General features: G+C 32.1%; 25 protein-coding genes and 2 riboswitches. Of the genes, 14 read left to right on the top strand and 11 right to left on the bottom strand.

Translation table 11 applies throughout. From position 1 onward, the window contains the following. Nucleotides 1-7: 7 nt before the first annotated feature. A complete protein-coding gene (locus BD821_RS10135) occupies nucleotides 8-193 on the bottom strand; it encodes a DUF1858 domain-containing protein (RefSeq protein WP_029451695.1) in 186 nt (61 codons plus the stop codon). 100 nt (nucleotides 194-293) lie between these two features. Beyond that, nucleotides 294-1,580, bottom strand: coding sequence for an adenylosuccinate synthase (locus tag BD821_RS10140; protein WP_029451696.1), 1,287 nt, complete (start codon nucleotides 1,578-1,580; stop codon nucleotides 294-296). 492 nt (nucleotides 1,581-2,072) lie between these two features. Between BD821_RS10140 and BD821_RS10145 the strand changes: the two genes are divergently transcribed. The 11 genes from BD821_RS10145 (at nucleotide 2,073) to kamE (ending at nucleotide 13,900) form a co-directional block, all read left to right on the top strand. Continuing rightward, a complete protein-coding gene (locus tag BD821_RS10145; RefSeq protein ID WP_104410386.1) occupies nucleotides 2,073-3,245 on the top strand; it encodes an NAD(P)-dependent malic enzyme in 1,173 nt (390 codons plus the stop codon). Nucleotides 3,246-3,562: 317 nt separating this feature from the next. Continuing rightward, nucleotides 3,563-3,744, top strand: a riboswitch (Lysine riboswitch). 183 nt (nucleotides 3,745-3,927) lie between these two features. Then, a complete protein-coding gene (gene kal, locus BD821_RS10150) occupies nucleotides 3,928-4,308 on the top strand; it encodes a 3-aminobutyryl-CoA ammonia lyase (protein ID WP_104410387.1) in 381 nt (126 codons plus the stop codon). Between the two features lie 23 nt (nucleotides 4,309-4,331). Then, nucleotides 4,332-5,159 (top strand): 3-keto-5-aminohexanoate cleavage enzyme, encoded by an 828-nt coding sequence (kce, locus tag BD821_RS10155; protein WP_104410388.1) that lies wholly within the window; start codon nucleotides 4,332-4,334, stop codon nucleotides 5,157-5,159. 4 nt (nucleotides 5,160-5,163) lie between these two features. Next, nucleotides 5,164-5,817, top strand: coding sequence for a CoA transferase subunit A (locus tag BD821_RS10160; protein ID WP_104410389.1), 654 nt, complete (start codon nucleotides 5,164-5,166; stop codon nucleotides 5,815-5,817). 1 nt (nucleotide 5,818) lies between these two features. Further along, nucleotides 5,819-6,487 carry a 3-oxoacid CoA-transferase subunit B gene (locus BD821_RS10165; protein WP_104410390.1) on the top strand — a complete coding sequence of 223 codons (669 nt, stop codon included), beginning with the start codon at nucleotides 5,819-5,821 and terminating at the stop codon, nucleotides 6,485-6,487. Nucleotides 6,488-6,513: 26 nt separating this feature from the next. Next, entirely contained in the window at nucleotides 6,514-7,548 is a 1,035-nt protein-coding gene (gene kdd / locus BD821_RS10170; protein WP_104410391.1) for an L-erythro-3,5-diaminohexanoate dehydrogenase, read from the top strand. A 113-nt stretch (nucleotides 7,549-7,661) separates the two neighbouring features. Next, entirely contained in the window at nucleotides 7,662-8,915 is a 1,254-nt protein-coding gene (gene kamA, locus BD821_RS10175) for a lysine 2,3-aminomutase (RefSeq protein ID WP_104410392.1), read from the top strand. 83 nt (nucleotides 8,916-8,998) lie between these two features. Then, nucleotides 8,999-10,039 carry a lysine 5,6-aminomutase reactivase subunit KamB gene (gene kamB, locus BD821_RS10180; RefSeq protein ID WP_104410393.1) on the top strand — a complete coding sequence of 347 codons (1,041 nt, stop codon included), beginning with the start codon at nucleotides 8,999-9,001 and terminating at the stop codon, nucleotides 10,037-10,039. 24 nt (nucleotides 10,040-10,063) lie between these two features. Next, nucleotides 10,064-11,563: a lysine 5,6-aminomutase reactivase ATPase KamC gene (gene kamC, locus BD821_RS10185; RefSeq protein WP_104410394.1), complete on the top strand. Its 1,500-nt coding sequence runs from the start codon at nucleotides 10,064-10,066 to the stop codon at nucleotides 11,561-11,563. After that, nucleotides 11,556-13,112 (top strand): lysine 5,6-aminomutase subunit alpha, encoded by a 1,557-nt coding sequence (gene kamD / locus BD821_RS10190; protein ID WP_104410395.1) that lies wholly within the window; start codon nucleotides 11,556-11,558, stop codon nucleotides 13,110-13,112. The genes kamC and kamD overlap by 8 nt, the downstream gene beginning before the upstream one ends. Beyond that, nucleotides 13,112-13,900 (top strand): lysine 5,6-aminomutase subunit beta, encoded by a 789-nt coding sequence (gene kamE / locus BD821_RS10195; RefSeq protein ID WP_029451712.1) that lies wholly within the window; start codon nucleotides 13,112-13,114, stop codon nucleotides 13,898-13,900. Before kamD ends, kamE begins: the two co-directional genes overlap by 1 nt. Before the next feature lie 82 nt (nucleotides 13,901-13,982). Here kamE and BD821_RS13480 read toward each other — a convergent pair whose 3' ends face one another. From BD821_RS13480 to BD821_RS10235, 9 genes are all read right to left on the bottom strand, one after another. After that, a complete protein-coding gene (locus BD821_RS13480) occupies nucleotides 13,983-14,126 on the bottom strand; it encodes a hypothetical protein (protein ID WP_157469603.1) in 144 nt (47 codons plus the stop codon). A gap of 169 nt (nucleotides 14,127-14,295) precedes the next feature. Further along, nucleotides 14,296-15,000 (bottom strand): MIP/aquaporin family protein, encoded by a 705-nt coding sequence (locus BD821_RS10200; protein WP_104410396.1) that lies wholly within the window; start codon nucleotides 14,998-15,000, stop codon nucleotides 14,296-14,298. Nucleotides 15,001-15,093: 93 nt separating this feature from the next. Continuing rightward, nucleotides 15,094-16,584, bottom strand: a complete 1,491-nt coding sequence (gene glpK / locus BD821_RS10205) for a glycerol kinase GlpK (RefSeq protein ID WP_104410397.1) — start codon at nucleotides 16,582-16,584, stop codon at nucleotides 15,094-15,096. Between the two features lie 258 nt (nucleotides 16,585-16,842). Beyond that, nucleotides 16,843-17,268, bottom strand: coding sequence for a Fe-S cluster assembly sulfur transfer protein SufU (gene sufU / locus BD821_RS10210; protein WP_029451715.1), 426 nt, complete (start codon nucleotides 17,266-17,268; stop codon nucleotides 16,843-16,845). Then, nucleotides 17,258-18,505 carry a cysteine desulfurase gene (locus tag BD821_RS10215; protein ID WP_104410398.1) on the bottom strand — a complete coding sequence of 416 codons (1,248 nt, stop codon included), beginning with the start codon at nucleotides 18,503-18,505 and terminating at the stop codon, nucleotides 17,258-17,260. The genes sufU and BD821_RS10215 overlap by 11 nt, the downstream gene beginning before the upstream one ends. Next, entirely contained in the window at nucleotides 18,498-19,604 is a 1,107-nt protein-coding gene (gene sufD / locus BD821_RS10220) for a Fe-S cluster assembly protein SufD (RefSeq protein WP_104410399.1), read from the bottom strand. Before sufD ends, BD821_RS10215 begins: the two co-directional genes overlap by 8 nt. An 11-nt stretch (nucleotides 19,605-19,615) precedes the next feature. Further along, nucleotides 19,616-21,022 (bottom strand): Fe-S cluster assembly protein SufB, encoded by a 1,407-nt coding sequence (gene sufB / locus BD821_RS10225; protein WP_104410400.1) that lies wholly within the window; start codon nucleotides 21,020-21,022, stop codon nucleotides 19,616-19,618. 16 nt (nucleotides 21,023-21,038) lie between these two features. Next, nucleotides 21,039-21,791, bottom strand: coding sequence for a Fe-S cluster assembly ATPase SufC (sufC, locus tag BD821_RS10230; RefSeq protein ID WP_207655278.1), 753 nt, complete (start codon nucleotides 21,789-21,791; stop codon nucleotides 21,039-21,041). Nucleotides 21,792-21,986: 195 nt separating this feature from the next. Continuing rightward, a complete protein-coding gene (locus tag BD821_RS10235) occupies nucleotides 21,987-22,379 on the bottom strand; it encodes a ribosomal maturation YjgA family protein (RefSeq protein WP_226104734.1) in 393 nt (130 codons plus the stop codon). Nucleotides 22,380-22,535: 156 nt separating this feature from the next. Further along, nucleotides 22,536-22,651: riboswitch (SAM riboswitch) on the top strand. A gap of 75 nt (nucleotides 22,652-22,726) precedes the next feature. On the opposite strand from BD821_RS10235, the gene BD821_RS10240 reads away from it, so the two are divergent. Genes BD821_RS10240 through BD821_RS10250 form a run of 3 tightly spaced genes read left to right on the top strand, consistent with a single transcriptional unit; the run spans nucleotide 22,727 to nucleotide 25,143 of the window. Beyond that, a complete protein-coding gene (locus BD821_RS10240; RefSeq protein ID WP_104410402.1) occupies nucleotides 22,727-23,689 on the top strand; it encodes a methionine ABC transporter ATP-binding protein in 963 nt (320 codons plus the stop codon). Beyond that, nucleotides 23,689-24,330, top strand: coding sequence for a methionine ABC transporter permease (locus BD821_RS10245; RefSeq protein ID WP_104410403.1), 642 nt, complete (start codon nucleotides 23,689-23,691; stop codon nucleotides 24,328-24,330). The genes BD821_RS10240 and BD821_RS10245 overlap by 1 nt, the downstream gene beginning before the upstream one ends. A 12-nt stretch (nucleotides 24,331-24,342) precedes the next feature. Then, entirely contained in the window at nucleotides 24,343-25,143 is an 801-nt protein-coding gene (locus BD821_RS10250) for a MetQ/NlpA family ABC transporter substrate-binding protein (RefSeq protein WP_104410404.1), read from the top strand. The last annotated feature ends 46 nt before the right edge of the window (nucleotides 25,144-25,189 follow it).

Consider the following 25,189-nt stretch of genomic DNA (forward strand, 5'->3'; position numbering starts at 1 on the left):
GATTTTATTAACCATTAAGAGCACTAAGTAGTTCCTTTATATCAAACCCGTGAACCATAGCTGCCTCTTCTAATGTTTCCATTTGAGATGCCGGGCATCCAACACAACCCATCCCAAAACTCATCAAGACTTCAACGGATTCTGGATACTCCATAACTACATCTCCAATAGTCATTTCTTTTGAAATTTCCATGTATATCAACTCCTTTTTTCTTTTCAGGATATAATATTTATTATACCCTAGAGAAATCTTATATACAATAAAGATATTGTTAAATTAACAATAATATATTTTAAATTTCACCTACCATTATTGTTTGATCTCTTTTGGGACCTACAGATACTATAGATACTCTTATTCCTGTTAATTCTTCTATCCTATTTAAATACACTTTAGCATTACTTGGAAGATCATTGTAGCTCCTAGCCTCTGCTACCGAATTATTCCATCCTTCAAACTCTTCATAAACTGGTTCACATTTAGCAAGATCTTCAAGACTTGCTGGGAAGTAATCTATTACCTCATTTTCAAATTTATATCCAGTACAAATCTTTATCTTTTCAAGTCCTGCTAAGGTATCTATCTTAGTCACAGCAAAGCTTGTAAGTCCAGATACTCTAGCTGTAGTTTTTAATATTACAGTATCAAGCCATCCACATCTTCTAGCTCTTCCTGTAGTTACTCCATATTCATGTCCATTTTTTCTTATCCAGTCCCCTGTTTCATTTATAAGTTCTGTTGGAAAAGGACCTTTACCAACCCTAGTTGTATAAGCTTTAGCTATGCCTATAGCATTAGTTATCATGGTTGGCCCTATACCTACACCATTAGATACTCCCCCTGCGGTAGTGTTAGAGGAGGTAACATAAGGATATGTTCCATAATCTATATCTAAAAGCATACCTTGAGCACCTTCAAATAATACTCTTTTATCTTTCTTTATTTCATTATATACTCTTACAGATGTATCTTGTACAAAAGGTTTCAGCCTCTTTGCATAGGCACTATATTCTTCATATATATCTTCAAAACTTAATTTTTTCCCACCTAAAACCTTAACTATATATTTATTTTTAATTTCTATATTAGCTCTTAGTTTTTCTTTAAATACCTCAGGTTTTATAAGGTCGCATACCCTAATACCAGACCTTTCAAACTTGTCTGTGTAGCATGGTCCTATTCCTTTTCCTGTAGTACCTATATCATCCTTGCCTCTTGCCTTTTCATTTAAACTATCTAGTACCTTATGGTAAGGCAATATTACATGAGCCCTATCACTAACTATTAATTTTTCTCCATTTATAGTCTCACCTAAAGATTCTAAGTATTCTATTTCATCAAATAAAGCCTTAGGATCAACTACTACACCATTTCCTATTACATTTAAAGTGTTTTCATATAGTATTCCTGAAGGTATTAAATGTAGCTTATACTCTTTTTCACCCACTACTACAGTATGCCCTGCATTATTTCCCCCTTGGTATCTTACAACTACATCTGCTGACTTTGCCAAGTAGTCTGTCATCTTACCTTTTCCTTCATCTCCCCATTGAGCGCCTAGCACTACAAAAGCTGACATTAATATCACTCCTTTTCAAATTATATTATATTATTAATTATTACCTTATTTTTGAATAATATTTAAAAATCGTCATCTTTATAAAAACACTATAAAAATTACTTTTAAATTTATTTTTCAAGCAATAATGTTATAATAATTTTCCTTTTAATTCCTCATATAATATATTATCAAAGTGAATAATTCAAGTCAATAACAAATGCGAATATTAATTATTTATTTTATCATATAGTTCGGTTTAATTTGAGGCTTTAATGATTTATCGTATTTTAAATTTTTTTATATTTTAAGTGTTTCATGCAAGCCTCTAGTGAAATCTTCTACCTATTTGTACTTATCTTAATATTTAGTAAACTTATTGGCAATATAGCCTTAAATGTCAATGCAATTAGTGATATAATATCATGTGTAAACTATACTTTCATTTACTATTAAAATTGTAAGTGTAATAAATGTTATATTAAATTGTTTTTAAGGAAGGGGTAATAATAAATGACTATTTATGATGACGCTTTAAAATTTCATGAAGAAAAAAAAGGTAAGTTAGAGATCTTATCTAGAGTTGAAGTAAAAGATGCAAACGACTTAAGCTTAGCATACACACCAGGAGTTGCTCAGCCTTGCCTAGAGATACAAAAGGATCCTGACAAAGCTTACATATACACTAGAAAGTGGAATACTGTAGCTGTAATTTCTGATGGTACTGCAGTTTTAGGCCTTGGAGATATAGGTCCCATGGCATCATTACCTGTAATGGAAGGTAAGTCAGTTCTTTTCAAAACCTTTGGTGATGTAGATGCTATACCAATAGTACTAGATACTAAAGATGCAGATGAAATAGTAGAAACCATAGTTAGGATTGCTCCTACTTTTGGGGGAATAAACCTTGAAGATATATCTGCTCCAAGATGTTTCGAAATTGAAGAAAGGCTTAAAAAAAGATTAGATATTCCAGTTTTTCATGATGATCAACATGGAACTGCTATAGTTACTCTAGCTGCACTTTTAAATTCATTAAAAGTAGTGAATAAAAGATTAGAAGACTTAAAAGTTATTGTAAATGGTGCTGGTTCTGCTGGCGTTGCTATTACTAAGCTTTTACTATCATCTGGTGTTAAAAATGTCATACTTTGCGATAGAACAGGTGCCATTTTTGATGGAAGACAAAATCTTAACTCTTCAAAATCTGAAATGTCCCTTATTACTAATCCAAATAAAGAACAAGGTTCCCTAAAAGATGTTTTGAAAGATTCAGATGTATTCGTAGGTGTTTCTGCTCCTGATACCTTAAATGAAGAGCTTGTAAAATCTATGAATAAAGATGCTATAATATTTGCTATGGCAAATCCTATTCCTGAAATATTCCCGGATGATGCTAAAAAGGCAGGGGCAAGAATTGTTGGAACAGGAAGATCTGATTTTCCAAATCAAATAAATAATATATTAGCCTTCCCTGGAATATTTAGAGGTGCTTTAGATGTAAGAGCTTCAAGTATAAATGAAGAAATGAAGCTTGCAGCAGCTTACGCTATTTCAAGTTCTGTTCCTGAAAATGAATTAAATGAAGATAATGTAATGCCTAAGTCCTTTGATAAAGATGTTCAAGTTAAAGTAGCTGAGGCTGTTAAAGCTGCTGCTATAAAAACTGGGGTGGCTAGAATTTAAATATTTATAACACTCTTTATTAATATAATTAATAAACTATCTTTACTTCAATAATTGTTCATAAAGGCAAGATCTATATTTTATAGGTCTTGCCTTTATTTAAAAATAAATATTGAATTTGTGTAACATTTATAGTAATACTTGTATATATATAAGTACTGTTATTATTATATTACTATATATACTAAGTAAGTTTACATGATAATATTTTTTATTAAAATATTATCTACTGTAATAAAACATAAACTTTTTAAAAATATGTTGACAACCTTTTCATTACCAATTAGAATTAATATATTACCATTAAATTAATTAAATTCATAAATAGAGGCGCAAATAAGTGGGTAGTTTTTAAATATTAAGGAGAAGAACCTCCAACGTTAAAAATGAAGGGTTTATTTGCCGAAAGATATTATTTGTTCTTACTTAATATCTTGGGGATTAAGTTCAGAAAGCTTTATCCTTGCCATGATTAAAGACATGGAGAGCTATTTATGCGATGAAAACCTAAATTTTCATTGCATAGATAGCTTTTTTATATCCTATAAATATAAAACCCTTTAAATAATGACAATTTATTTTCTTTGACTTGTTGTTATTGTTAAAATTTATACAATAATTCTTAATAGTTATTGCTATAATTTAAAATATATTTAATGAAAATTAATAAGGAGGGACTATTTTGAAATCAACAATTAGAATAAGAATGAGTCAAGCCGATGCTCACTACGGCGGTAATTTAGTTGATGGAGCTAAGATGTTACAATTATTTGGGGACGTTGCAACGGAGCTTCTTATAGCTAACGATGGGGATGAAGGTCTTTTTAGATCTTACGATTCTGTAGACTTTTTAGCACCAGTTTATTCTGGAGATTATATTGAGGCTACTGGTGAAATAATTAACTGTGGAAATTCTTCAAGGAAAATGACATTTGAAGCAAGAAAGGTTATAGTACCAAGACCTGACATAAGCGCTTCTGCTGCTGATATATTAGAAGAACCAATAATTGTATGTAAGGCCACTGGAACCTGCATTGTTCCAAAGAAAAACCAAAGAAAATAATAAAGGAAAGGTGGCATATACAATTGGATAAACTTATAATTACCGCTGCTATATGTGGAGCTGAGGTTACAAAAGAGCATAATCCTAGCTTACCTTATACAGTGGAAGAAATAGGGATAGAGGCTGAAAAGGCATATAAAGCTGGGGCTAGTATAATTCACCTTCACGTAAGAGAAGATGATGGAACTCCTACTCAAGATAAAGAAAGATTCAGAGCCTGTATTAAAGAGATTCAAAAAAGATGTCCTGACGTTATAATTCAGCCTTCCACTGGTGGAGCTGTTGGAATGAGTAATAAAGAGAGATTACAACCTGTAGATCTTAGTCCTGAAATGGCTACACTAGATTGTGGAACTTGCAACTTTGGCGGTGATGAGGTATTTGTTAATACTGAAAATACAATCAAAGAGTTTGGTGAAAAAATGATAAAGCTTGGAGTTAAACCGGAAGTTGAAGTTTTTGATAAAGGTATGATAGATATGGCTATAAGACTTCAAAAAAAAGGATTTATAAAGTCTCCTATGCACTTTAACTTTGTTTTAGGCGTAAATGGAGGTATATCAGCTTCACCTAGAGACTTAGTATTTATGGCTGGTAGTATTCCTTCTGAAAGCACATTTACAGTGTCTGGCATAGGTAGAAATGAATTTCCCATGGCTGCAATGGCTATTATAATGGGTGGTCATGTAAGAGTTGGCTATGAGGACAACGTTTACTTATCAAAGGGTGTACTTGCAAAATCTAATGGAGAATTAGTTTCAAAAGTTGTAAGACTTGCAAATGAGCTTGGAAGAGAAATTGCAAATCCGAGTGAAACTAGAAAAATATTAGGTCTTAAGGAGCGTTGTTAATATTATGAATAAAATAGTTGAACTGAAAGATGTAAAACATTTATTTAAAGATGGTATGACAATAATGATAGGTGGATTCCTAGGCTGCGGATCTGCTCATGACATTATAGACTATATTGTAGATTTAAATATAAAAGATTTAACTGTTATAACTAACGATACTTGTTACCCAGGAACTGGCGTTGGTAAGTTACTTTTAAATGGGCAAATTAAAAAGTTAATTGCTTCTTATATAGGTGGAAATAATGATACAGGAAGACTTATGAATGAAGGTAAACTTGAAGCAGAACTTATTCCTCAAGGTACTCTAGCTGAAAAGATAAGAGCTGGCGGGTCAGGACTTGGTGCTGTAATAACTGCAACAGGTGTTGGAACAATTGTAGAAGACGGGAAGGACAAACTAACTATAGATGGTAAAGAATATCTAATAGAACTTCCTTTAAGGGCTGATATGTCAATATTAAGAGGGACAATAGTAGATGAATCTGGAAACATATTTTATAGAGGTACCACAAAAAACTTTAATCCCGTTATGGCAATGGCTTCAGATATTGTTATTGTAGAAGCAGAAAAGGTAGTTAAACTAGGCAACTTAGATGCAGAAAACGTTCATACCCCTAGTGTACTTGTAGACTATGTTATAAAGGAGTTGGCATAAAATGATCCAAGATACCTTAATAGCTAAACAAATTATTGCAAAAAGAGTAGCCAAAGAAATGAAAGATGGTCAACTTGTAAATCTTGGTGTAGGACTACCTACTATGGTAGCTAATTATATACCAGAAGATGTTCATGTTTTATTACAATCAGAAAATGGAATGATTGGAATGGGTGAATCCCCTGAAAGTGGGCTGGAAGATAAGGATATCGTAAACGCTGGAGGTCAATGTGTAACTATTCTTCCAAAGGGTTGTTTTTTCGATAGTTCGTTTTCATTTGCACTAATAAGAGGTGGACATGTTGATGTTACAGTTCTTGGAGCATTAGAGGTAGATGAAAAAGGGAATCTAGCTAACTGGATAATACCAGGTAAAAAGGTTCCTGGAATGGGCGGTGCTATGGACCTTGTTACTGGTGCTAAAAAGGTTATAGTAGCTATGCAACACATGGGAAAAGGCAATCCTAAGATACTTAAGGAATGCAGGTTGCCTCTAACTGCAAAATCTGTAGTTACTATGATAGTTACAGAACTTTGTGTTCTAGAAGTAACGAAAGATGGATTAATACTTACGGAAATACAAAAGGATACAAACTTAGAAGAAATAAGATCTTTCACAGAGGCTGATTTTACTGTGGCTAAAGACTTAAAGATAATGGATGAAAATTAAATATATTATTTTGGAGGTATCACGTAATGAATAAGGGTTGCAAATATGGAACACATAGGGTTATAGAGCCTAAAGGGGTTTTAACTCAAGCTGCACAAAAGATTAACAATGATATGGAAATATACTCAAACGAAATTCTAGTAGATGTTCAGTCTTTAAATATAGATTCTGCAAGCTTCACTCAAATCGAGAAAGAAGCTAATCATGACATAGAGAAGATAAAGGCTAAAATAATAGAAATTGTTCAGCAAAGAGGCAAAATGCAAAATCCCGTTACAGGTTCTGGTGGAATGTTTATTGGTACTGTATCTGAAGTTGGAGAAGACTTAAAAGACATCGATATAAAAGTTGGAGATAAAATTGCTTCCCTTGTATCTTTATCTTTGACACCTTTAAAAATTGAAGAAATAATAGCAGTTCATAAAGACATAGATAGAATAGACATAAAAGGTCAAGCTATACTTTTTGAAAGTGGTCTTTATGCTAAACTTCCTGAAGACTTACCTGAAAACTTAGCATTAGCAGCTTTAGATGTTGCAGGAGCACCAGCACAAATTGCAAAACTTGTAAAACCAGGTCAAAGCATTTTAATAGTTGGAGCTGCTGGTAAATCAGGTATGCTTTGTTGCTACGAAGCAATGAAAAGAGTTGGACCAACAGGTAGGGTAATAGCTATGGATAGAGAAGGTTCAGATGTTGAAAATTTATTAAAATGGGGACTTTGTCATAACGTAATTGCTACGGATGCAACAAAACCTATAGAAGTTTTAAATAAAACCTTAGAAGCTAATAATGGTAAAGAAGTAGATGTTTCTGTTAATTGCGTAAACGTTGCAAACACTGAAATGTCCTGTATATTACCTGTTAAAGATGAGGGTATTGTTTATTTCTTCTCCATGGCTACAAGCTTTACAAAAGCAGCATTAGGAGCTGAAGGTGCAGGTAAAGATATTACTATGATAGTTGGAAATGGTTATACAAAAGGTCATGCTGAAATAACTTTATCTGAACTTAGAGAAAGTAAAATCTTAAGGGAAATATTCACTAAGTTGTATATTTAAAATCGGACAGTATGTTGCCACCTCTAAAGGGTAACGGTTGAGCATAAAACATTATTTGTATTAAATAAAATTTTTAATAAAAATCTTAAAATAACACTAGGAGGGTTTTAAAAGTGAAGGTAAATAGACGCTTTGAATTATTTAAGGATATCCCTGATGAATTATGGAATGACTGGAAGTGGCAACTTAAAAACAGAATAGAGACCCTAGAAGAACTAAAGAAATACATACCGCTTACATCTGAAGAAGAAGAAGGAGTTAAAAAATGCCTAGGCTCATTAAGAATGGCTATAACCCCTTATTACCTAAGCCTTATAGATCCTAATGATCCTAATGATCCAATAAGAAAACAAGCTATACCAACTGGCGCTGAAGTTCATAGATCTGATGCAGATTTATTAGATCCACTAAGCGAGGATGAAGACTCTCCAGTACCTGGGCTTACTCATAGATATCCTGATCGTGTACTTCTTCTTATTACTGACCAATGTTCTATGTATTGTAGACACTGTACTAGACGAAGATTTGCAGGACAAAATGATAAGTCATTACCAATGGATCAAATAGACAAGGCTATAGACTATATTAGAGACACCCCAAAGGTACGTGATGTTCTATTATCTGGTGGAGATGCACTTTTAATATCAGATGAAAAACTTGAATATATAATAAAAAGATTAAGAGAAATTCCTCATGTAGAAATTATAAGAATAGGATCAAGAATCCCTGTAGTTCTACCTCAAAGGATTACAGATGACCTTGTTAATATGCTAAAAAAATATCATCCTATTTGGTTAAATACTCACTTTAATCATTCAAATGAAATTACAGAGGAGTCTACAGCTGCTTGCGCTAAAATGGCAAATGCCGGAATACCTTTAGGTAATCAATCTGTTCTACTTAGAGGTGTAAATGACTGTGTACATGTTATGAAACAATTAGTTCAAGACCTAGTTAAAATAAGAGTTAGACCATATTATATATATCAATGTGATTTATCTATGGGACTTGAGCATTTTAGAACACCTGTATCAAAAGGAATTGAAATTATAGAAGGCTTAAGAGGTCATACCTCAGGCTATTGCGTACCAACCTTCGTTGTAGATGCACCAGGAGGTGGTGGAAAGACACCTGTAATGCCTAATTACGTAATATCTCAATCTCCAAACAAGGTTATATTAAGAAACTTTGAAGGTGTTATAACTACTTATACTGAACCTGAAAGTTATGTTGATACCTGTAACTGTGATGTATGTAAAAATGAAAAGTCTAATGAAAAGCTAATAGGAATAGCAGGTCTAGTTCAAGGAAATGGTATATCCTTAGAACCTGAAGGACTTCAACGAAAGAAAAGAAATCATAGATAAACTGTATAATAAATAATGCTCTTTGCTTTAGTTTTAAACTAAGGCAAAGAGCACCCTTTATCATGAGTTTAGGAAGTGTTTAAATGGATAATAACCGCAATACTATAATGAGCCTTATAGAAGACTTTAAAACCATATCTATAATAGGAATGGATAAAAATGTAGGTAAAACTACAGTACTTAACTATATTATTCAAAATTCCATGGAACTTATAATGCCCCTTGGAATTACTTCTATAGGCCGTGATGGAGAAGGTACAGATGTTGTAACACTTACAAAAAAACCTAAGATATATGTAAGAAGAGGAAGTTACATAGCCACTGTAAGACAATGTCTAGATAATAGTGATATTACTAAAGAAATAATAAATACCACAGGAATTCAAACTCCTATGGGTGAGGTAATAATAGTTAAATCGTTAAGCGATGGATATGTAGATCTTGGAGGACCATCTGTAAATTCACAGATGTCCATGATTTCTAATGATCTTTTAAACCTAGGTTGTGAAAAAGTATTAGTTGATGGTGCACTAGGTAGACGAACCTTTGCATCCCCAAGCATAACAGAAGCTACCATCTTATCTACAGGTGCCTCTTTATCAAAAAACATGTATAGTGTTATAGAAAAAACAGCACATACAATAAGACTATTGTCTATACCAGAAGAAGAGGATTCATACATAGTAGCCTTATGTAATAACACATTAGAATCACAGAGAATAAGCATAATTTATAAGAATAAAAGCATAAAAAATCTCAATGCTTTAACTTCTTTAGATTCCGGTAAAGATATAGTTTATAATCTTACTGAAAATGTATCCTATGTTTTTATTAAAGGCATATTATCGGATAAACTTTTACTTGATATAATTAGATCTACAGATCTTTATAAAAGAGTAATCTTTTTAGTTGAAGATGGTACAAAGCTATTTTTATCAGAAGAAATTTATAAAAAGTTTATAGTTACTGGTGGTCAAATAAGATGCCTATCTCCAATAAATGTTTTATTTGTAACCTGTAACCCTAAATCTCCTTATGGCTATGAATTTAACAAGGACATCTTTTTAAATAAGCTAAGAGAATCTGTAGATTTACCAGTATTTGATGTAGAATATAATGCATAAATAAACTTAAAGAAGGTGAATGTAATGATTTTTTTAGATAAGAAACAACGAGAACAGGTAGGGTACACCTTCGTAATTGATAAACTTGATGCTATTACACCCTTTGGTGAGGATCTCAAAAAGAATATAGCTCCTTTTAAACAACAAGATAAAGAATTACTAGTAACAGAACTAAACAATATAGAAAAAATAACTACTAGCTATATGGAAAAAAGAAATACTTATAGATCCATAGAAAGACTCTTATCAAAGGTAAAAGATATCAGAAACTCAGTTGTAAGATGTTCAAATCTTAATACCTTAGATGATGTAGAGCTTTTTGAAATTAAAAGTTTTTGTATGATATCTGAAGAATTGTATAGCATTTATAATGATTTTAATCATTCAATTAATATAACTGGAATAAACTTTTTTGATTTAAGCCCTGTTTTAAATTTATTAGACCCTGACAATAAAAGGTTACCCACATTTCAAATATATGATAGTTATTCTAAAAAGTTAAAAGATATCCGACTCAATAAAAGAAAATTAGAAGATGAAATATTATACTCTGATGATGAAGAAAAGATTATTATACTTAAAGAAAAAAGACTAAAATATGTTATTGAAGAGGATGCTGAAGAACTAATCATAAGAATGAGTTTAACAAAAAAAATAAACTCATACGTTGATACTATAAAAAATAACATTTATTCTATGGGTAAGTTAGATTTCTTAATTGCAAAAGGGAAATTAGCTTTAAATTATAATGCTACAAAACCTGAGATATCAGATAATATGGAAGTTACCTTCACTAATTCCTTTAACCCAGAAGTTAAACATATATTAGAATCTAAAAATACTCCTTTTACACCAATAAACATATCACTTAATTCTGGAGTTGCTGTAATTACAGGTGCTAATATGGGCGGGAAAAGTGTGACACTTAAAACTATAGTCCTTAATTTACTTTTAGGACAACTAGGTTTCTTTGTTTTTGCGGATTATGCAAAATTCCCTATACTAGACTTTATATATTTTATATCTGATGATCTTCAATCAGTATCACAGGGGCTAAGTACCTTTGGTGCTGAAATAATAGAGCTTAAAAATGTAATAGAACATACTAAAGTTAAAAAAGGATTTATAGCTTTAGATGAATTTGCAAGAGGCACTAATCCTAAAGAAGGATCATTTTTAGTTAGATCATTATGCCAATATTTAAATACAACAACCTCTATTAGCGTAGTCTCTACCCACTATGATAATATAGTTACTGATGACATGATTCACTACCAAGTGATGGGTCTTAAAAATGTATGTTTTGAGGATTTAAAAAGAAAAATTGTTCTTAATAAAACTAATTCTATTGATATAATTCAAGAACATATGGATTATAGCCTAGAAAAGGTATCTAACACTAATAAGGTACCTAAAGATGCATTAAATATATCTATACTTTTAGGCCTTCAACCAGAAATCGTAGAAATAGCTCAAAAATATTATTATAAAAATTTAAATAATGAGGAGGAAGATTATGAATAGTAAATTAAACTTAAACTTTGAAACAGTAGCTAAGGCTAGATCACACGCTAAAAACATAGCTTTAGATACACAAGAATTTATAGACTTACATACAACTGTAGCTGTAGAAAGAACAGTCTGTAGACTTCTTGGTATAGATGGCATCGATAGCGTTGGTGTTCCTTTACCAAATGTAGTTGTAGATAACATAGTAAAAAACGATGCTCTTTCTTTAGGTGCTGCTTATTTTATCGGTAATGCTATGTTAAATACAGGTCTTTCACCTCAAGAAATAGCTGAAAAAGTCGCTAAAGGTCAGCTAGATTTAACTACCTTAGAGTCTAAAGACTTATTTGAAATAAAAGCTACTATAATGCCTATAGCAAAAATATATGTGGAAAAAATCAAGGCAAATAGAAATAAAAGAGAAGAAGTTCTTTCAAGGCTTGGAGATAAAAAAGGTCCTTATTTATATGTAATAGTTGCTACTGGAAATATTAAAGAAGATATAACTCAAGCAGTTGCAGCTGTAAAGCAAGGTGCTGATATAATAGCTGTAATAAGAACTACTGGCCAAAGCCTTTTAGATTATGTGCCTTACGGAGAAACTACTGAAGGATTCGGGGGTACCTTTGCAACACAAGAAAACTTTAGACAAATGAGAGAAGCCCTTGATATAATTGGAGATGAAGTTGGTAGATACATAAGACTTTGTAATTATTGTTCTGGATTATGTATGCCTGAAATTGCTGCTATGGGCGCCTTAGAGAGACTAGACGTAATGTTAAATGATGCTCTTTATGGAATATTATTTAGAGACATAAATATGAAAAGAACTCTTGTAGACCAATACTTTTCACGTGTTATAAATGGCTTTGCAGGTGTAATAATAAATACAGGTGAGGACAATTATCTTACTACTTCAGATGCCTTTGAAGAGGCCCATACTGTACTTGCTTCTCAATTTATTAACGAGCAGTTTGCATTAGTTGCTGGACTTCCTGAAGAACAGATGGGCTTAGGTCATGCTTTCGAAATGAATCCGGATCTTAAAAATGCCTTTTTATACGAATTAGCTCAAGCTCAAATGGCTAGAGAAATATTTCCAAGAGCACCTCTTAAATATATGCCTCCTACAAAGTTTATGACAGGAGATATATTTAAAGGTACTGTTCAAAACGCACTTTTTAATATGGTAAGCGTATTAACTAATCAAAAGATCCATCTTTTAGGAATGCTTACTGAGGCCATACATACACCACTTATGTCCGATAGAGCACTTTCCATAGACAATGCTCGCTATATCTTTAATAGTATGGAAGACCTAGGTGACGAACTTGAATTTAAAAATGGCGGTAAGATGGAAGAAAGAGCTAATGAAGTATTAAGCAAGTCTTCTGAGCTACTATCTGAAATTGAAGGTGAAGGTCTATTCAAAACTCTAGAAAAAGGTATGTTTGCAGGGATAAAAAGGCCAATAAATGGTGGAAAAGGTCTTGCTGGTGTATCAGAAAAATCAAAGGAATACTTTAACCCATTCATAGATTTAATGTTAGGGGGGGATAGATAATGAGCAGTGGATTATACTCTACCGAAAAAAGAAGTACAGATACAGTTTTAGATTTAAATAAAGTAAAACCCTATGGAGATACTATGAATGATGGTAAGGTTCAACTAAGCTTTACCTTACCTTTACCTGATAATGATAAAAGTGCTGAGGCCGCTAAAATACTTGCAAAAAAGATGGGCCTTGAAGAGCCTAACGTTGCGCATCATGCTGCCTTAGATAAGAACTTTACATTTTACGTTGTATATGGAACCCTAACTCATACTGTAGATTATGAATCTATCCATGTACAAACTGTAGAAGTTGATACCTTATCCATGGAAGAAGTTAATGATTATATAAAAGAAAATATTCAAAGAAAAATAGTTATAATAGGTGCTAGCACTGGTACAGATGCTCATACCGTTGGAATAGATGCCATAATGAATATGAAAGGCTATGCTGGCCATTACGGTTTAGAAAGATATGAGATGATAGAAGCTTATAATTTAGGTAGCCAAGTTCCTAATGAGGAATTTGTAAAAAAGGCTATTGAGCTTAAAGCCGACATTCTTTTAGTGTCACAAACAGTAACACAAAAAAATGTTCATATTCAAAACCTTACAGAACTTGTAGAACTTCTAGAAGCTGAAGGATTAAGAGACAAGGTCCTACTTATATGTGGTGGACCTAGGATAAGCCATGAATTAGCTAAAGAATTAGGCTATGATGCTGGCTTTGGACCTGGTAAGTATGCTGATGATGTAGCAACATTTTCAGTAACAGAAATGGTTAAAAGAGATCTTATATAATTAATAAATAGGCATATTTATATTAAAAATAAATATGCCTATTTATTTTTAAATTACCTCTATAAAAAGTTGAAATTAACTTTTATCTTTTCCCTTTAGTATTTCTTATACCTGCTTCTAATGCACAATTCCCTCTGTTTTTATAGCCCGTCTTAGACTCCCTACTTTCTTTGCTCTTTTGTTCCATGCTCTGATTTATATTTTTATTTTGAAAATCTTTATTCATAGTTTTCTCCTTTCATGAAGTTAATCTATATAAAATTATCTTATCCAACTCTTTAACAAAAAATCCACTAATTAAAGTTATTACTAAGACCTTTAAGTGGAAATTAAATTTATGCTAAAAAATAGGCTATTTCTTTTAGAAATAGCCTATTTTTTAAACAGTAATAATATTAAAACATTACATTGAAAAGAACTGCTGCAATAAGTCCTCCAATTATAGGTCCTACAATTGGTATCCAAGCATAACCCCAGTCTGAATCGCCTTTACCTTTTATAGGCAATACAGCATGCGCTATACGTGGTCCAAGGTCTCTTGCTGGATTAATAGCATAACCTGTTGGTCCTCCTAATGATAATCCTGCAGCAAGAATTATAAGCCCAACAACCATAGGAGCTAAACCATCTACCATTTTAGTATTTGCCATTCCAAGCAAAGCAAATACTAAAAAGAATGTTCCTATAATTTCAGTTATTAAATTACCTTTAGTGTTACGAACAGCTGGGCCTGTAGAAAATACTGCAAGCTTTCCAGCCTTATCATCAGTAATTTCCCAATGTGGAAGATAAGCAAGCCATACTAAAACTGCTCCAAGGAATGCTCCAATTAATTGAGCTATTATATACATAGGAACCTCTGACCAAGCAAATTTCCCTATAGACGCAAATGCAATGGTTACTGCAGGGTTAAAGTGTGCCCCGCTTATAGGTCCAAATATATATACCGGAATTGCAACCGCTATTGCCCAACCCGTTGCAATTACAATCCATCCTGAATTTTCACCCTTTGATTTTTTAAGTACAGTATTCGCAACAACTCCATCACCTAGTAAAATCAAAATCATAGTTCCCAATAATTCTGCCATAAATGTTGACATTTAAATATCCCCCTTTAAGATTATTTATTTTGTCTTATGGAAAAGTCATCTTTAATTAAATATTTTTAATTAGGTAATTTCAATTAAACTTTGTTATTTAACCCAATTCATTGATCTTTTAACAGCTTCATGCCATCCATCTAGTAAGCCCACTCTTTTCTCTTCTTCCATACAAGGAGTAAACGACTTTGATATAGCCCAGTTTCTAGCTATTTCTTCTTTATCCTTCCAGTAACTAACAGCAAGTCCTGCTAAATAAGCTGCTCCAAGAGCTGTAGTTTCTATTACTTCTGGTCTATCTACTTGTACATTTAAAATATCTGATTGGAATTGCATTAAGAAATCATTTGCACATGCTCCTCCATCTACCTTTAAAGCTTTAAGTTCTATTCCTGAATCTTCTTGCATTGCTTTTAATACATCATGAGTTTGATATGCTAAAGATTCTAATGTAGCTCTTACAAAATGCTCCTTTTTAGTAGCTCTTGTAAGTCCAACAACAGTTCCTCTTGCATAAGGATCCCAGTAAGGAGCTCCAAGTCCAACAAAAGCAGGTACTAAATATACACCATCAGTATCTTCTACCTCATTTGCATATTCCTCTGAATCTGCTGAAGTCTTTAACATTCTCATCTCGTCTCTTAACCACTGTATCGCTGCACCAGCAACAAATATACTTCCTTCTAATGCATATTCAACCTTATCATCTACTCCCCAGGCAATAGTTGTTAATAGACCATTCTTAGACTCAACAGCCTTGTCCCCTGTATTCATAAGTAAGAAACATCCTGTTCCATAAGTATTTTTAGCAGTTCCTGCTTCATGACACATTTGTCCAAACAATGCTGCTTGTTGGTCCCCAGCTACCCCTCCGATTGGTATTTCATGACCAAATAAAACCTTATCTGTCTTTCCATAAACAAAGCTCGATGGTTTTACTTCTGGAAGCATTTGCTTTGGTATATTAAATAATTCTAATAATTCCTCATCCCATTTTAATTCATGTATGTTAAATAATAATGTTCTGGAAGCATTTGAATAATCAGTAACATGTACCTTGCCTTTAGTTAAATTCCATATAAGCCAAGAATCTATAGTACCAAATAATAAATGACCATTTTCTGCTTTCTCTCTAGCACCTTCCACATTATCTAATATCCACTTTACCTTTGTTCCAGAGAAGTATGCATCCAATAATAAGCCTGTCTTCTCTTTAATCATTTTGTCATAACCTTGAGCCTTCAGTTCATCACAATACTCTGCTGTTCTTCTGCATTGCCACACTATAGCGTTATAAACAGGTATTCCTGTTCTTTTGTCCCATACAACAGTTGTTTCTCTTTGATTTGTAATCCCTATAGATGCTATGTCTGTTGAATCTGCACCTATCTTAGCTATGGCCTCTATAGCCACTGAAAATTGTGAAGACCAAATTTCCATTGGATCATGTTCTACCCATCCACCTTTAGGATAAATTTGTTTGAATTCTTTTTGAGCAGAACCCACTATAAGCCCCTTTTCATTAAAAAGTATACATCTTGAGCTGGTTGTTCCTTGATCTAGCGCCATTACATATTTGCCCATGTTACATCCACCCTTCCATTTTGTAAATAATGTAAAAAATAAAAAGCCTAATAAAACAAAGGTTATCTTCATTTTAAACGGCTCATATTCTCTGCCATGAATATTATATTCTTCTTTATATTCTACTGTAAACCTTTGCAAATTTCAATAGTTTTCTATTCAACTTTTGATATATTTAGATAAATTGTACTTTGAATTAATAAATCACCCTTTAGTCTATTATATTTTACTAAAGGGTGATTTATTACTTTATCTTTATTATTCATTTATAGATTCTTTCAGTGTATGCCAAGAAAGAACTGCACACTTAACCCTTGCTGGCATATTAGAAATATTTTTAAAAGCTATGGCATCTTCTAATTCTTCAAGTTCATTATCATCTTTTATATCCTTTTTTATCATAGCTAAGAACATATCCACTAGCTTTAAGGCTTCTTCCTTTTTCTTACCCTTAATTAAATCTATCATTATAGATGTAGACGCCTGGGATATAGCACAACCATGGCCTGTAAATGCAGCATCCTTTATTATATCTCCATCAAATTTTAACTCTAAAGATATTTCATCACCACAACTTGGATTATGCCCAAGTTCTATGTGGTCTGGATTTTCTATATGTCTTTTGTTTTCTTTGTTTTGATTATGTTCTGATATAAGTTCTGTATATAATTCATTAAGATCCATATCCTAACCACTTCCTTACACTTTTAATAGCTTCTATAAATATATCAACCTCTTCTCTTGTATTATAAAAATAAAAACTAATCCTACAAGTAGAATTTAAATTCATATATTTCATAAAAGGCTGAGCACAATGATGTCCTGCTCTTATAGCAACTCCATAACTATCAAGTATTGTAGCCACATCATGTGGATGCACATCTTTAACATTAAAAGATATTATTCCACCCCTATTAGTAGTATCTAGTGGACCATATATATCTATATAAGGTATCTTTTTCAACTCCTGTAGAGCATACATTGTTAGATCCTCTTCCACTGATTTAATAAAATCAAATCCAAGGTCTTCTATGTAATCTATAGCTGCACTAAGCCCTGCTGCTCCTTCTACATTTTGAGTTCCTGCTTCAAATTTATAAGGAAGCTCAGCAAAACTAGTTTCTTCTTCAGATACATATTCTATCATATCTCCTCCAAATAAGAAGGGAGGCATCTTTTCTAAAATTTCTTCTTTACCATATAAAACGCCTATACCCATAGGTCCTAGCATCTTATGACCTGAGAACACTAAAAAGTCAGCATTAATTCTTTGAACATCTACTCCCATATGGGGCACACTTTGGGCTCCATCCACTATAGCTATAGCTCCTACTTCGTGAGCCTTTTCTATTATATATTCTATATCATTTATTACACCTAAGCTATTATTCATATGTGCTATGGACACTATTTTTGTATTCTCATTTAATGCTTCTTCTAACTTTTCTTTTTCAATTCTTCCCTCATCATTCACATAAACATATTTAAGTTTTAATGACTTCCTCTTTGCTATCTGTTGCCAGGGTATTAAATTACTATGATGCTCAGCAATAGATATAAGGATTTCATCTCCCTTTTCTAAAAAGTTCAAACCATAAGAATTAGCCAATAAATTTAAAGCTTCAGTACTATTTTTAGTAAATATAATCTCTGATGTGCTTTTAGCATTAATGAATTTTCTTACCTTTTCTCTTGTACCTTCATATATGTCGGTAGCCTTTATACTAAGTGTATGAGCCCCCCTATGAGGGTTTGCATTTGAATTTTCATAATAATTCTTTACTGCATTAATTACCACACTTGGTCTTTGAGTTGTTGCTCCATTATCTAAATATACAAGTTGATGTCCATTTATCTCTTCTGATAAAATAGGGAAATCTTCTCTTATCTTATTAATCTTTAAAAAATCAATATTATTCATTAATTAACCTTCCTTGAATTTTTTCTTCAATTTGTTTTCTTATATCTTCAACTGGAACCTCATCTATTATATGTTTAAAAGAACCTTGAACTATTAAAAGCTTTGCTTCCTTTTCAGAAAAACCTCTACTCATAAGATAAAACAGTTTATCTGAATCAACCTTACCTGCACTAGCTGCATGAGCACCTTGAACATCATCTTCATCACATAAAAGCAAAGGTATTGCATAAGATTTTACTGTAGGATCTAAAAGTAATGAAATATCCTCTTCAGAACCTTTTGAACTAGATGATCCCTTTTTAAAATCTAAAGTTCCTCTAAATGTCTTCTTACCATTATCTTTTAAAACCCCTCTTGTTTCTATGTTGCTATTTGTCCATCTACCAATATGATTCATCTTATAGCTAAGATCTACTATCCTATCTTTATCTACTAAATATATAGACTTTAAATCTGATTTACTTGTGTCTTCCTGAAGATCATTAACATAGTTTGTTACACTAACCTTACCACCAAGTTCTACAGATATATAATTTATTTCAGCTCCATAACTTATAAATCCAACATTAGAATCAAAATGGTGTGACTTGTCATTCATTGATTGAACCTTTATAAGATTTACCTTTGATCCTTTTTTTGCATATATCTTAGTTATACCATTATGAAATGCCTGAACTTCTCCTTCAGTTTTGTACTCTATTACAACAGTTATATCGCTATTTTCTTGTGCCACTATAATATTATTATCTAATACTGCAAAGTTATCTTCATCCATTATATATTCTATTCTAATTGGCTCTTTATAAACTTCATCTTTAGGTGCATAAATAGAAATTCCTGTGTTCGAATACTCCTTAGCTATCTTCAATACTTCTTCTGATACCCCATATTCTGTAACCTTTTCCTCACTTTGGTCAAAGTCTGATACTTCAACTTCATGTTTTATTACAATGTTCCCATGAGAAGAAGTTTTCAAAATTCTTTTGTCATACTTTTTTATCTCTGGTATATTAAGTTCACTAAGATTTAATTCATTAACTTTAAGCCATCTCCAAGTTATAACTGGTAATCTATTCATTTCATTAATTTTCATTAACATCTTCTCATCCCCTATCCAATAACCCCTTCTAATTCTAATTTTATAAGGTTATTCATTTCTACTGCGTACTCTAATGGCAATTCTTTTGCTATAGGTTCAACAAACCCTCTAACTATCATAGCCTTTGCTTCTTCTTCACTAAGACCTCTGCTCATTAGATAGAATATAGCCTCATCACTTATCCTACCAATTTTAGCCTCATGTCCTAGATCTACTTCATCATTCATTATATCTATTACAGGTATAGTATCCGATTTTGATATATTGTCTAACATCAAGGACTCACAGGATACTGTAGACTTAGAGTGATGAGCATTTTTTGTTACCCTAACTGCTCCTCTATATATAGCGATTCCGCCATCCTTTGATATAGACTTAGAATTTATATTAGATAAAGTATAAGGGGCTGCATGCACTACCTTACATCCAGTATCTAAATGTTGATCCTTTCCTGCAAAGGTTATGCCTGTAAATTCACATCTAGCCCTCTCGCCTTTTAGAATACTCATAGGGTATAGCATAGATACTTTTGATCCAAAGGATCCAGATATCCATTCTATAGTACCATCTTTTTCTACTATGGCTCTTTTAGTATTTAAGTTATACATATTCCTTGACCAATTTTCAATAGTGCTATATCTAAGTGTAGCCCCTTCTTTTACAAAAAGCTCTACACATCCTGCATGAAGATTATTAACAGAATACTTCGGAGCAGAACAGCCTTCTATAAAGTGAAGTTTGGCTCCCTTTTCAACTATTATTAATGTATGTTCAAATTGTCCTGCTCCAGGAGCATTAAGTCTAAAGTAAGATTGAAGTGGTATATCTACTTCAACGCCTTCTGGGACATATACAAAGGATCCGCCAGACCAGACAGCTCCATGAAGTGCTGCAAATTTATGATCATTTGGAGGTACACATTTCATAAAATACTCTTTAACTATATCTTCGTAGTCCTTAACTGCACTTTCCATATCTGTATATACTACGCCTTGTTTTACAAGATCCTCTTTTATGCTGTGATATACCACCTCTGAGTCATATTGTGCTCCTACACCAGCTAAAGATTCCTTTTCAGCCTCTGGTATTCCTAATAAATCGAAGGTCTTTTTTATATCATCTGGAATCTCATTCCAATCTGATTTCATATCTGTATCTGGCTTTATATAGGTAATAATATTATCTATATCTAAGTCACTTAAATCTGGACCCCAGGTAGGAACCTTTAATTCATTATAAATTTCTAAAGATCTTAGTCTAAATTCAGTCATCCACTGTGGTTCATTTTTTTCTTTTGACATATCTTTTATAATATCTGGTGTTAAACCACTTTTAGATTTATAGGTATATCTAACTTCATTTTTAACATCATATATACCTCTATCTACATCTTCTACATAAGTCTTTTTTCTATCCATCTATTATCTCACCACCCTACACAACTACATGGTCTTTATAAGACTCATAACCATTAGTTTCTATATCTCTAGCTAAACTCATATCTCCAGTTTTTACTATCTTCCCATTAACTAAAATATGAACAAAATCTGGGTTTAAATAATCAAGTATCTTATTATGATGAGTTATAACTATTATTGATCTATCCTCGCTCTTAAGATTATTTACTCCCTCTGCTACTACCTTTATAGCATCAACATCAAGACCAGAATCTGTTTCATCTAGAATTGCAAGTTTAGGCTCTAAAATTGACATTTGAAGTATCTCATTTTTCTTCTTTTCACCACCAGAGAATCCTACATTTAAGTATCTGCTAGCATAATCTTCTCCAATTTCTAAAAGTTCCATCTTTTCTTTAAGTGCTTTTCTAAAGCTCATCATCTTTAATGGTGCTCCAGTTACCGCAGCTTTAGATGTTCTTAGAAAGTTTTGTACAGTAACTCCAGGTATCTCTTCTGGATGTTGGAATGATAAAAATAATCCCTTTTTAGCTCTTTCATTTGTCTTTAGACCATTTATATTTTCCCCGTCTAATATTATATCTCCCTTTGTCACAGTATATTTAGGATGGTTCATCAAAGTATATGCAAGAGTAGATTTTCCTGCACCATTTGGTCCCATAATAACGTGAACTTCTCCTTTATTTACAGTAAGGTTAACACCCTTTAATATCTCTTTATCATCCACTGAAGCGTGAAGGTCTTTTATATCTAAAAGTCTTTCTGTCACTATTTTCATCTCCTTATTAACATTATATAAACATATAATATCCTAGCAAACCACCATGATATTATATATTTATATCATACTACTTTGGTCGGGATTAGTCAAAGTAATTTTCCTTTATATATGCTAAATATATTATCTTATTTATCTTATATAAAGTAAGATAACCATCTAAATAACCCATAATATATATTTATCTTATTTACTCAAAACAATACCTTTTTCAATTAAAACCCCTATTATAATTCCAAGGCTATAACAAATTAAATCACTCCACAAAAATCCAAAACCTAAAATTAATCCCCCTATTACAGTTGATCTTATGCTATCTATAAAATGTGAGTGATATAACTGAGTAAATTCTATAAAAAAGCAAAATATTAAGGAGCTTATAGCCACCATATTAGTATCCAAATAATTAAATAAAAAACCAATTATTAAAAATATCATCAACCCCCAAAGAGTATCCCCTACATAACTGGCAACAAATCTTGGAAGTATATATCCAAATTTTCTTGAACCTATTCCAAGTAAAACCACTGTTATAATTAAAATTCCATAGTTAATTCTATTACGCTTATTCATTTTCATATTAAAATATCCCCTTATTTTGTACTATATATTGTTTATATTAACATATATTTTTAAATATCTAATCTTCTTTCTTATAGAAACTATTTTATAAATTTCCTTGACTATATAACTCATAGCATATATAATTAATTTTAAAATTTAATAGATTTTAATATCTTATCGCGAGTGGCGGAGGGACTGGCCCTTTGATGCCCAGCAACCAGTATTCATAATGTAAGTTATGAATACAAGGTGCTAAATCCTGCAGTTTAATTACTGAGAGATAAGAGAATGAGCGTGGTTTCAGATACCAGAGTTTATTCTCTGGTGTTTTTTTATATATAAATATAGATGGGGTGGTAATTTTGATTGAAATAACGAACTTGAAAAAGTCATATGAAGGATTAGTTGTACTAGAAGACATAAACTTATACATAAAAAAAGGTGATATGTTTGGAATAATAGGTTATAGCGGTGCTGGGAAGTCAACACTATTAAGATGTATAAATGGACTTGAAAGCTATGAATCTGGAAGTATTAAGGTGGATGATAAATATATAGAAGCCCTAAATTATAAAGATCTTAGAATTGCTAGAAAAGACTTAGGTATGATATTTCAAAACTTTAATCTATTAAATAGAAAAACAGTTTATGAAAATATAGCACTTCCCTTAGAAACTTGGGGCTATAGCAAAGAGTCAATAAATAAAAGGGTCTATGAATTATTAGATCTAGTTTCACTAACTGATAAGGCCCACGTTAAACCCTCTAAGTTAAGTGGTGGTCAAAAACAAAGAATAGCTATAGCAAGAGCCCTTGCGTTAGAGCCTAAAATACTTCTTTGTGATGAGGCTACTTCAGCTTTAGACCCTAAAACTACAAAAGATATCTTATCCCTATTAAACAAATTAAATAAAGATCTTGGTATAACCATAGCTATAGTGACTCACCAAATGGAGGTTATAAAAGAAATTTGCAATAGTGTTGCGCTTATTGATAGCGGAAAGCTTTTATATAACGGAAGTGTAGAGGATCTCTTTTTAAAACCTGATATTAGCTTAAAGACCTTTATTGGTAATGATGATTTACCCATAAACCTTCAAGGCATAAATATTAAGATGTTTTTTCCAAAAGAATCTAGTAGCAAGTCCATTATAACTTCTATGGCTAGAGACTTAGATAAAGACTTTTCTATAATTGAAGGCAAGGTTGAAAGATTTAGAGACTCACTTCTTGGCACTCTTACTATTAATATAAAAGATGATGATAAAGATATCATACTAAAATATCTAGACAAAAATAATATATTCTGGGAGGTGAGAGACTAATGATTCAAAACATTATACTACCTGCGCTTTTAGACACCTTATATATGGTGGTCTCTTCTACAATCCTTGCTGTGATTTTAGGATTTGTCCTAGCTATAATACTGGTTGTAACATCACCTAAAGGGCTAAACCCAAATAAATTACTTTATAACATTTTAGATTTTATTATAAACATCTTAAGATCTATGCCATTTTTAATATTAATGATATCTATAGCACCCTTCACTAAATTTATAGTTGGAAAAAGTATTGGGACAAATGCGGCTATAGTACCCCTAACCATTGGTGCAATGCCCTTTGCTGCAAGGGTTATTGAATATTCTTTAAACGAAGTAGATTATGGAATAATTGAAGCTGCAAAGTCTTTCGGCTCTAGCAATATGCAAATTATATTTAAAGTTATGATAAAAGAAGCTTTACCTTCTATCGTATCTGGTATAACACTTACGGTTATTAATGTTATAGGATACTCAGCTATGGCTGGCTCCATTGGTGCTGGTGGCCTTGGAGATGTAGCCGTACGATATGGCTACCACAGATTTAAAGCTTCCGTCATGATTATAACTGTAATTATTTTAATAATATTAGTTCAGTTAATTCAAGCACTTGGAAATATATTATATAAAAAATTAATTTCATAGGAGGAATATACAATGAAAAAACTAACCATTTTACTAACTTCATTATTATTAATACCTTCAATACTTATAGGTTGTTCAAGCAATTCTAAAGAAGGTAATAAGAACACTATAAAGGTTGGTGCAAGTCCCGTGCCTCATAGTGAAATACTAGAAGAAGCTAAAACACTACTTAAAAAAGAAGGTTATAATTTAGAGATAGTAGAATTTACAGATTACGTTACCCCAAATACAGCCCTTACAGAAAAAGAAATAGATGCAAATTTCTTTCAACACTCTCCATACCTTGAAAAGTTTAATAAAGAAAGAGGTACTTATTTAACCTTTACTGCAAAAGTCCATCTTGAACCTCTTGGCATATACTCTAAAAAGATAAAAGATATATCTCTCATCAAAGAGGGAGATACAATAGCTATTCCAAATGATCCAACTAATAGTTCAAGAGCTTTAAAGTTACTTGAGTCTAAATCATTAATAAAAATAAATGATGTAGAACTCGCAACTATAAATGATATAATAGAAAACCCAAAAAATTTAAAATTACAGGAACTAGAGGCCCCTCAATTGCCAAGGGTGCTTGATGATGTTACTATTGCTGTAATAAACACAAATTATGCTCTTGAGGCAAACCTTAATCCACTAACAGATGCCTTAGCTATTGAATCTAAAGAATCTCCTTATGCTAACATTTTAGCAGTAAGAGAGGACAATAAAGACTCCGATGCTATAAAGGCCCTAAGTAAGGCACTAACCTCAGCTGAAATAAAAAAATTTATAGAAGATAAATATAAGGGGTCTATAATCCCTGCATTCTAGATAACCTTATCCCTTACAAATTGATTTATATTATTAAACTTTTATT

The sequence above is a fragment of the Clostridium algidicarnis DSM 15099 genome, assembly GCF_002934235.1.
GTDB classification, from domain to species: domain Bacteria; phylum Bacillota; class Clostridia; order Clostridiales; family Clostridiaceae; genus Clostridium_L; species Clostridium_L algidicarnis.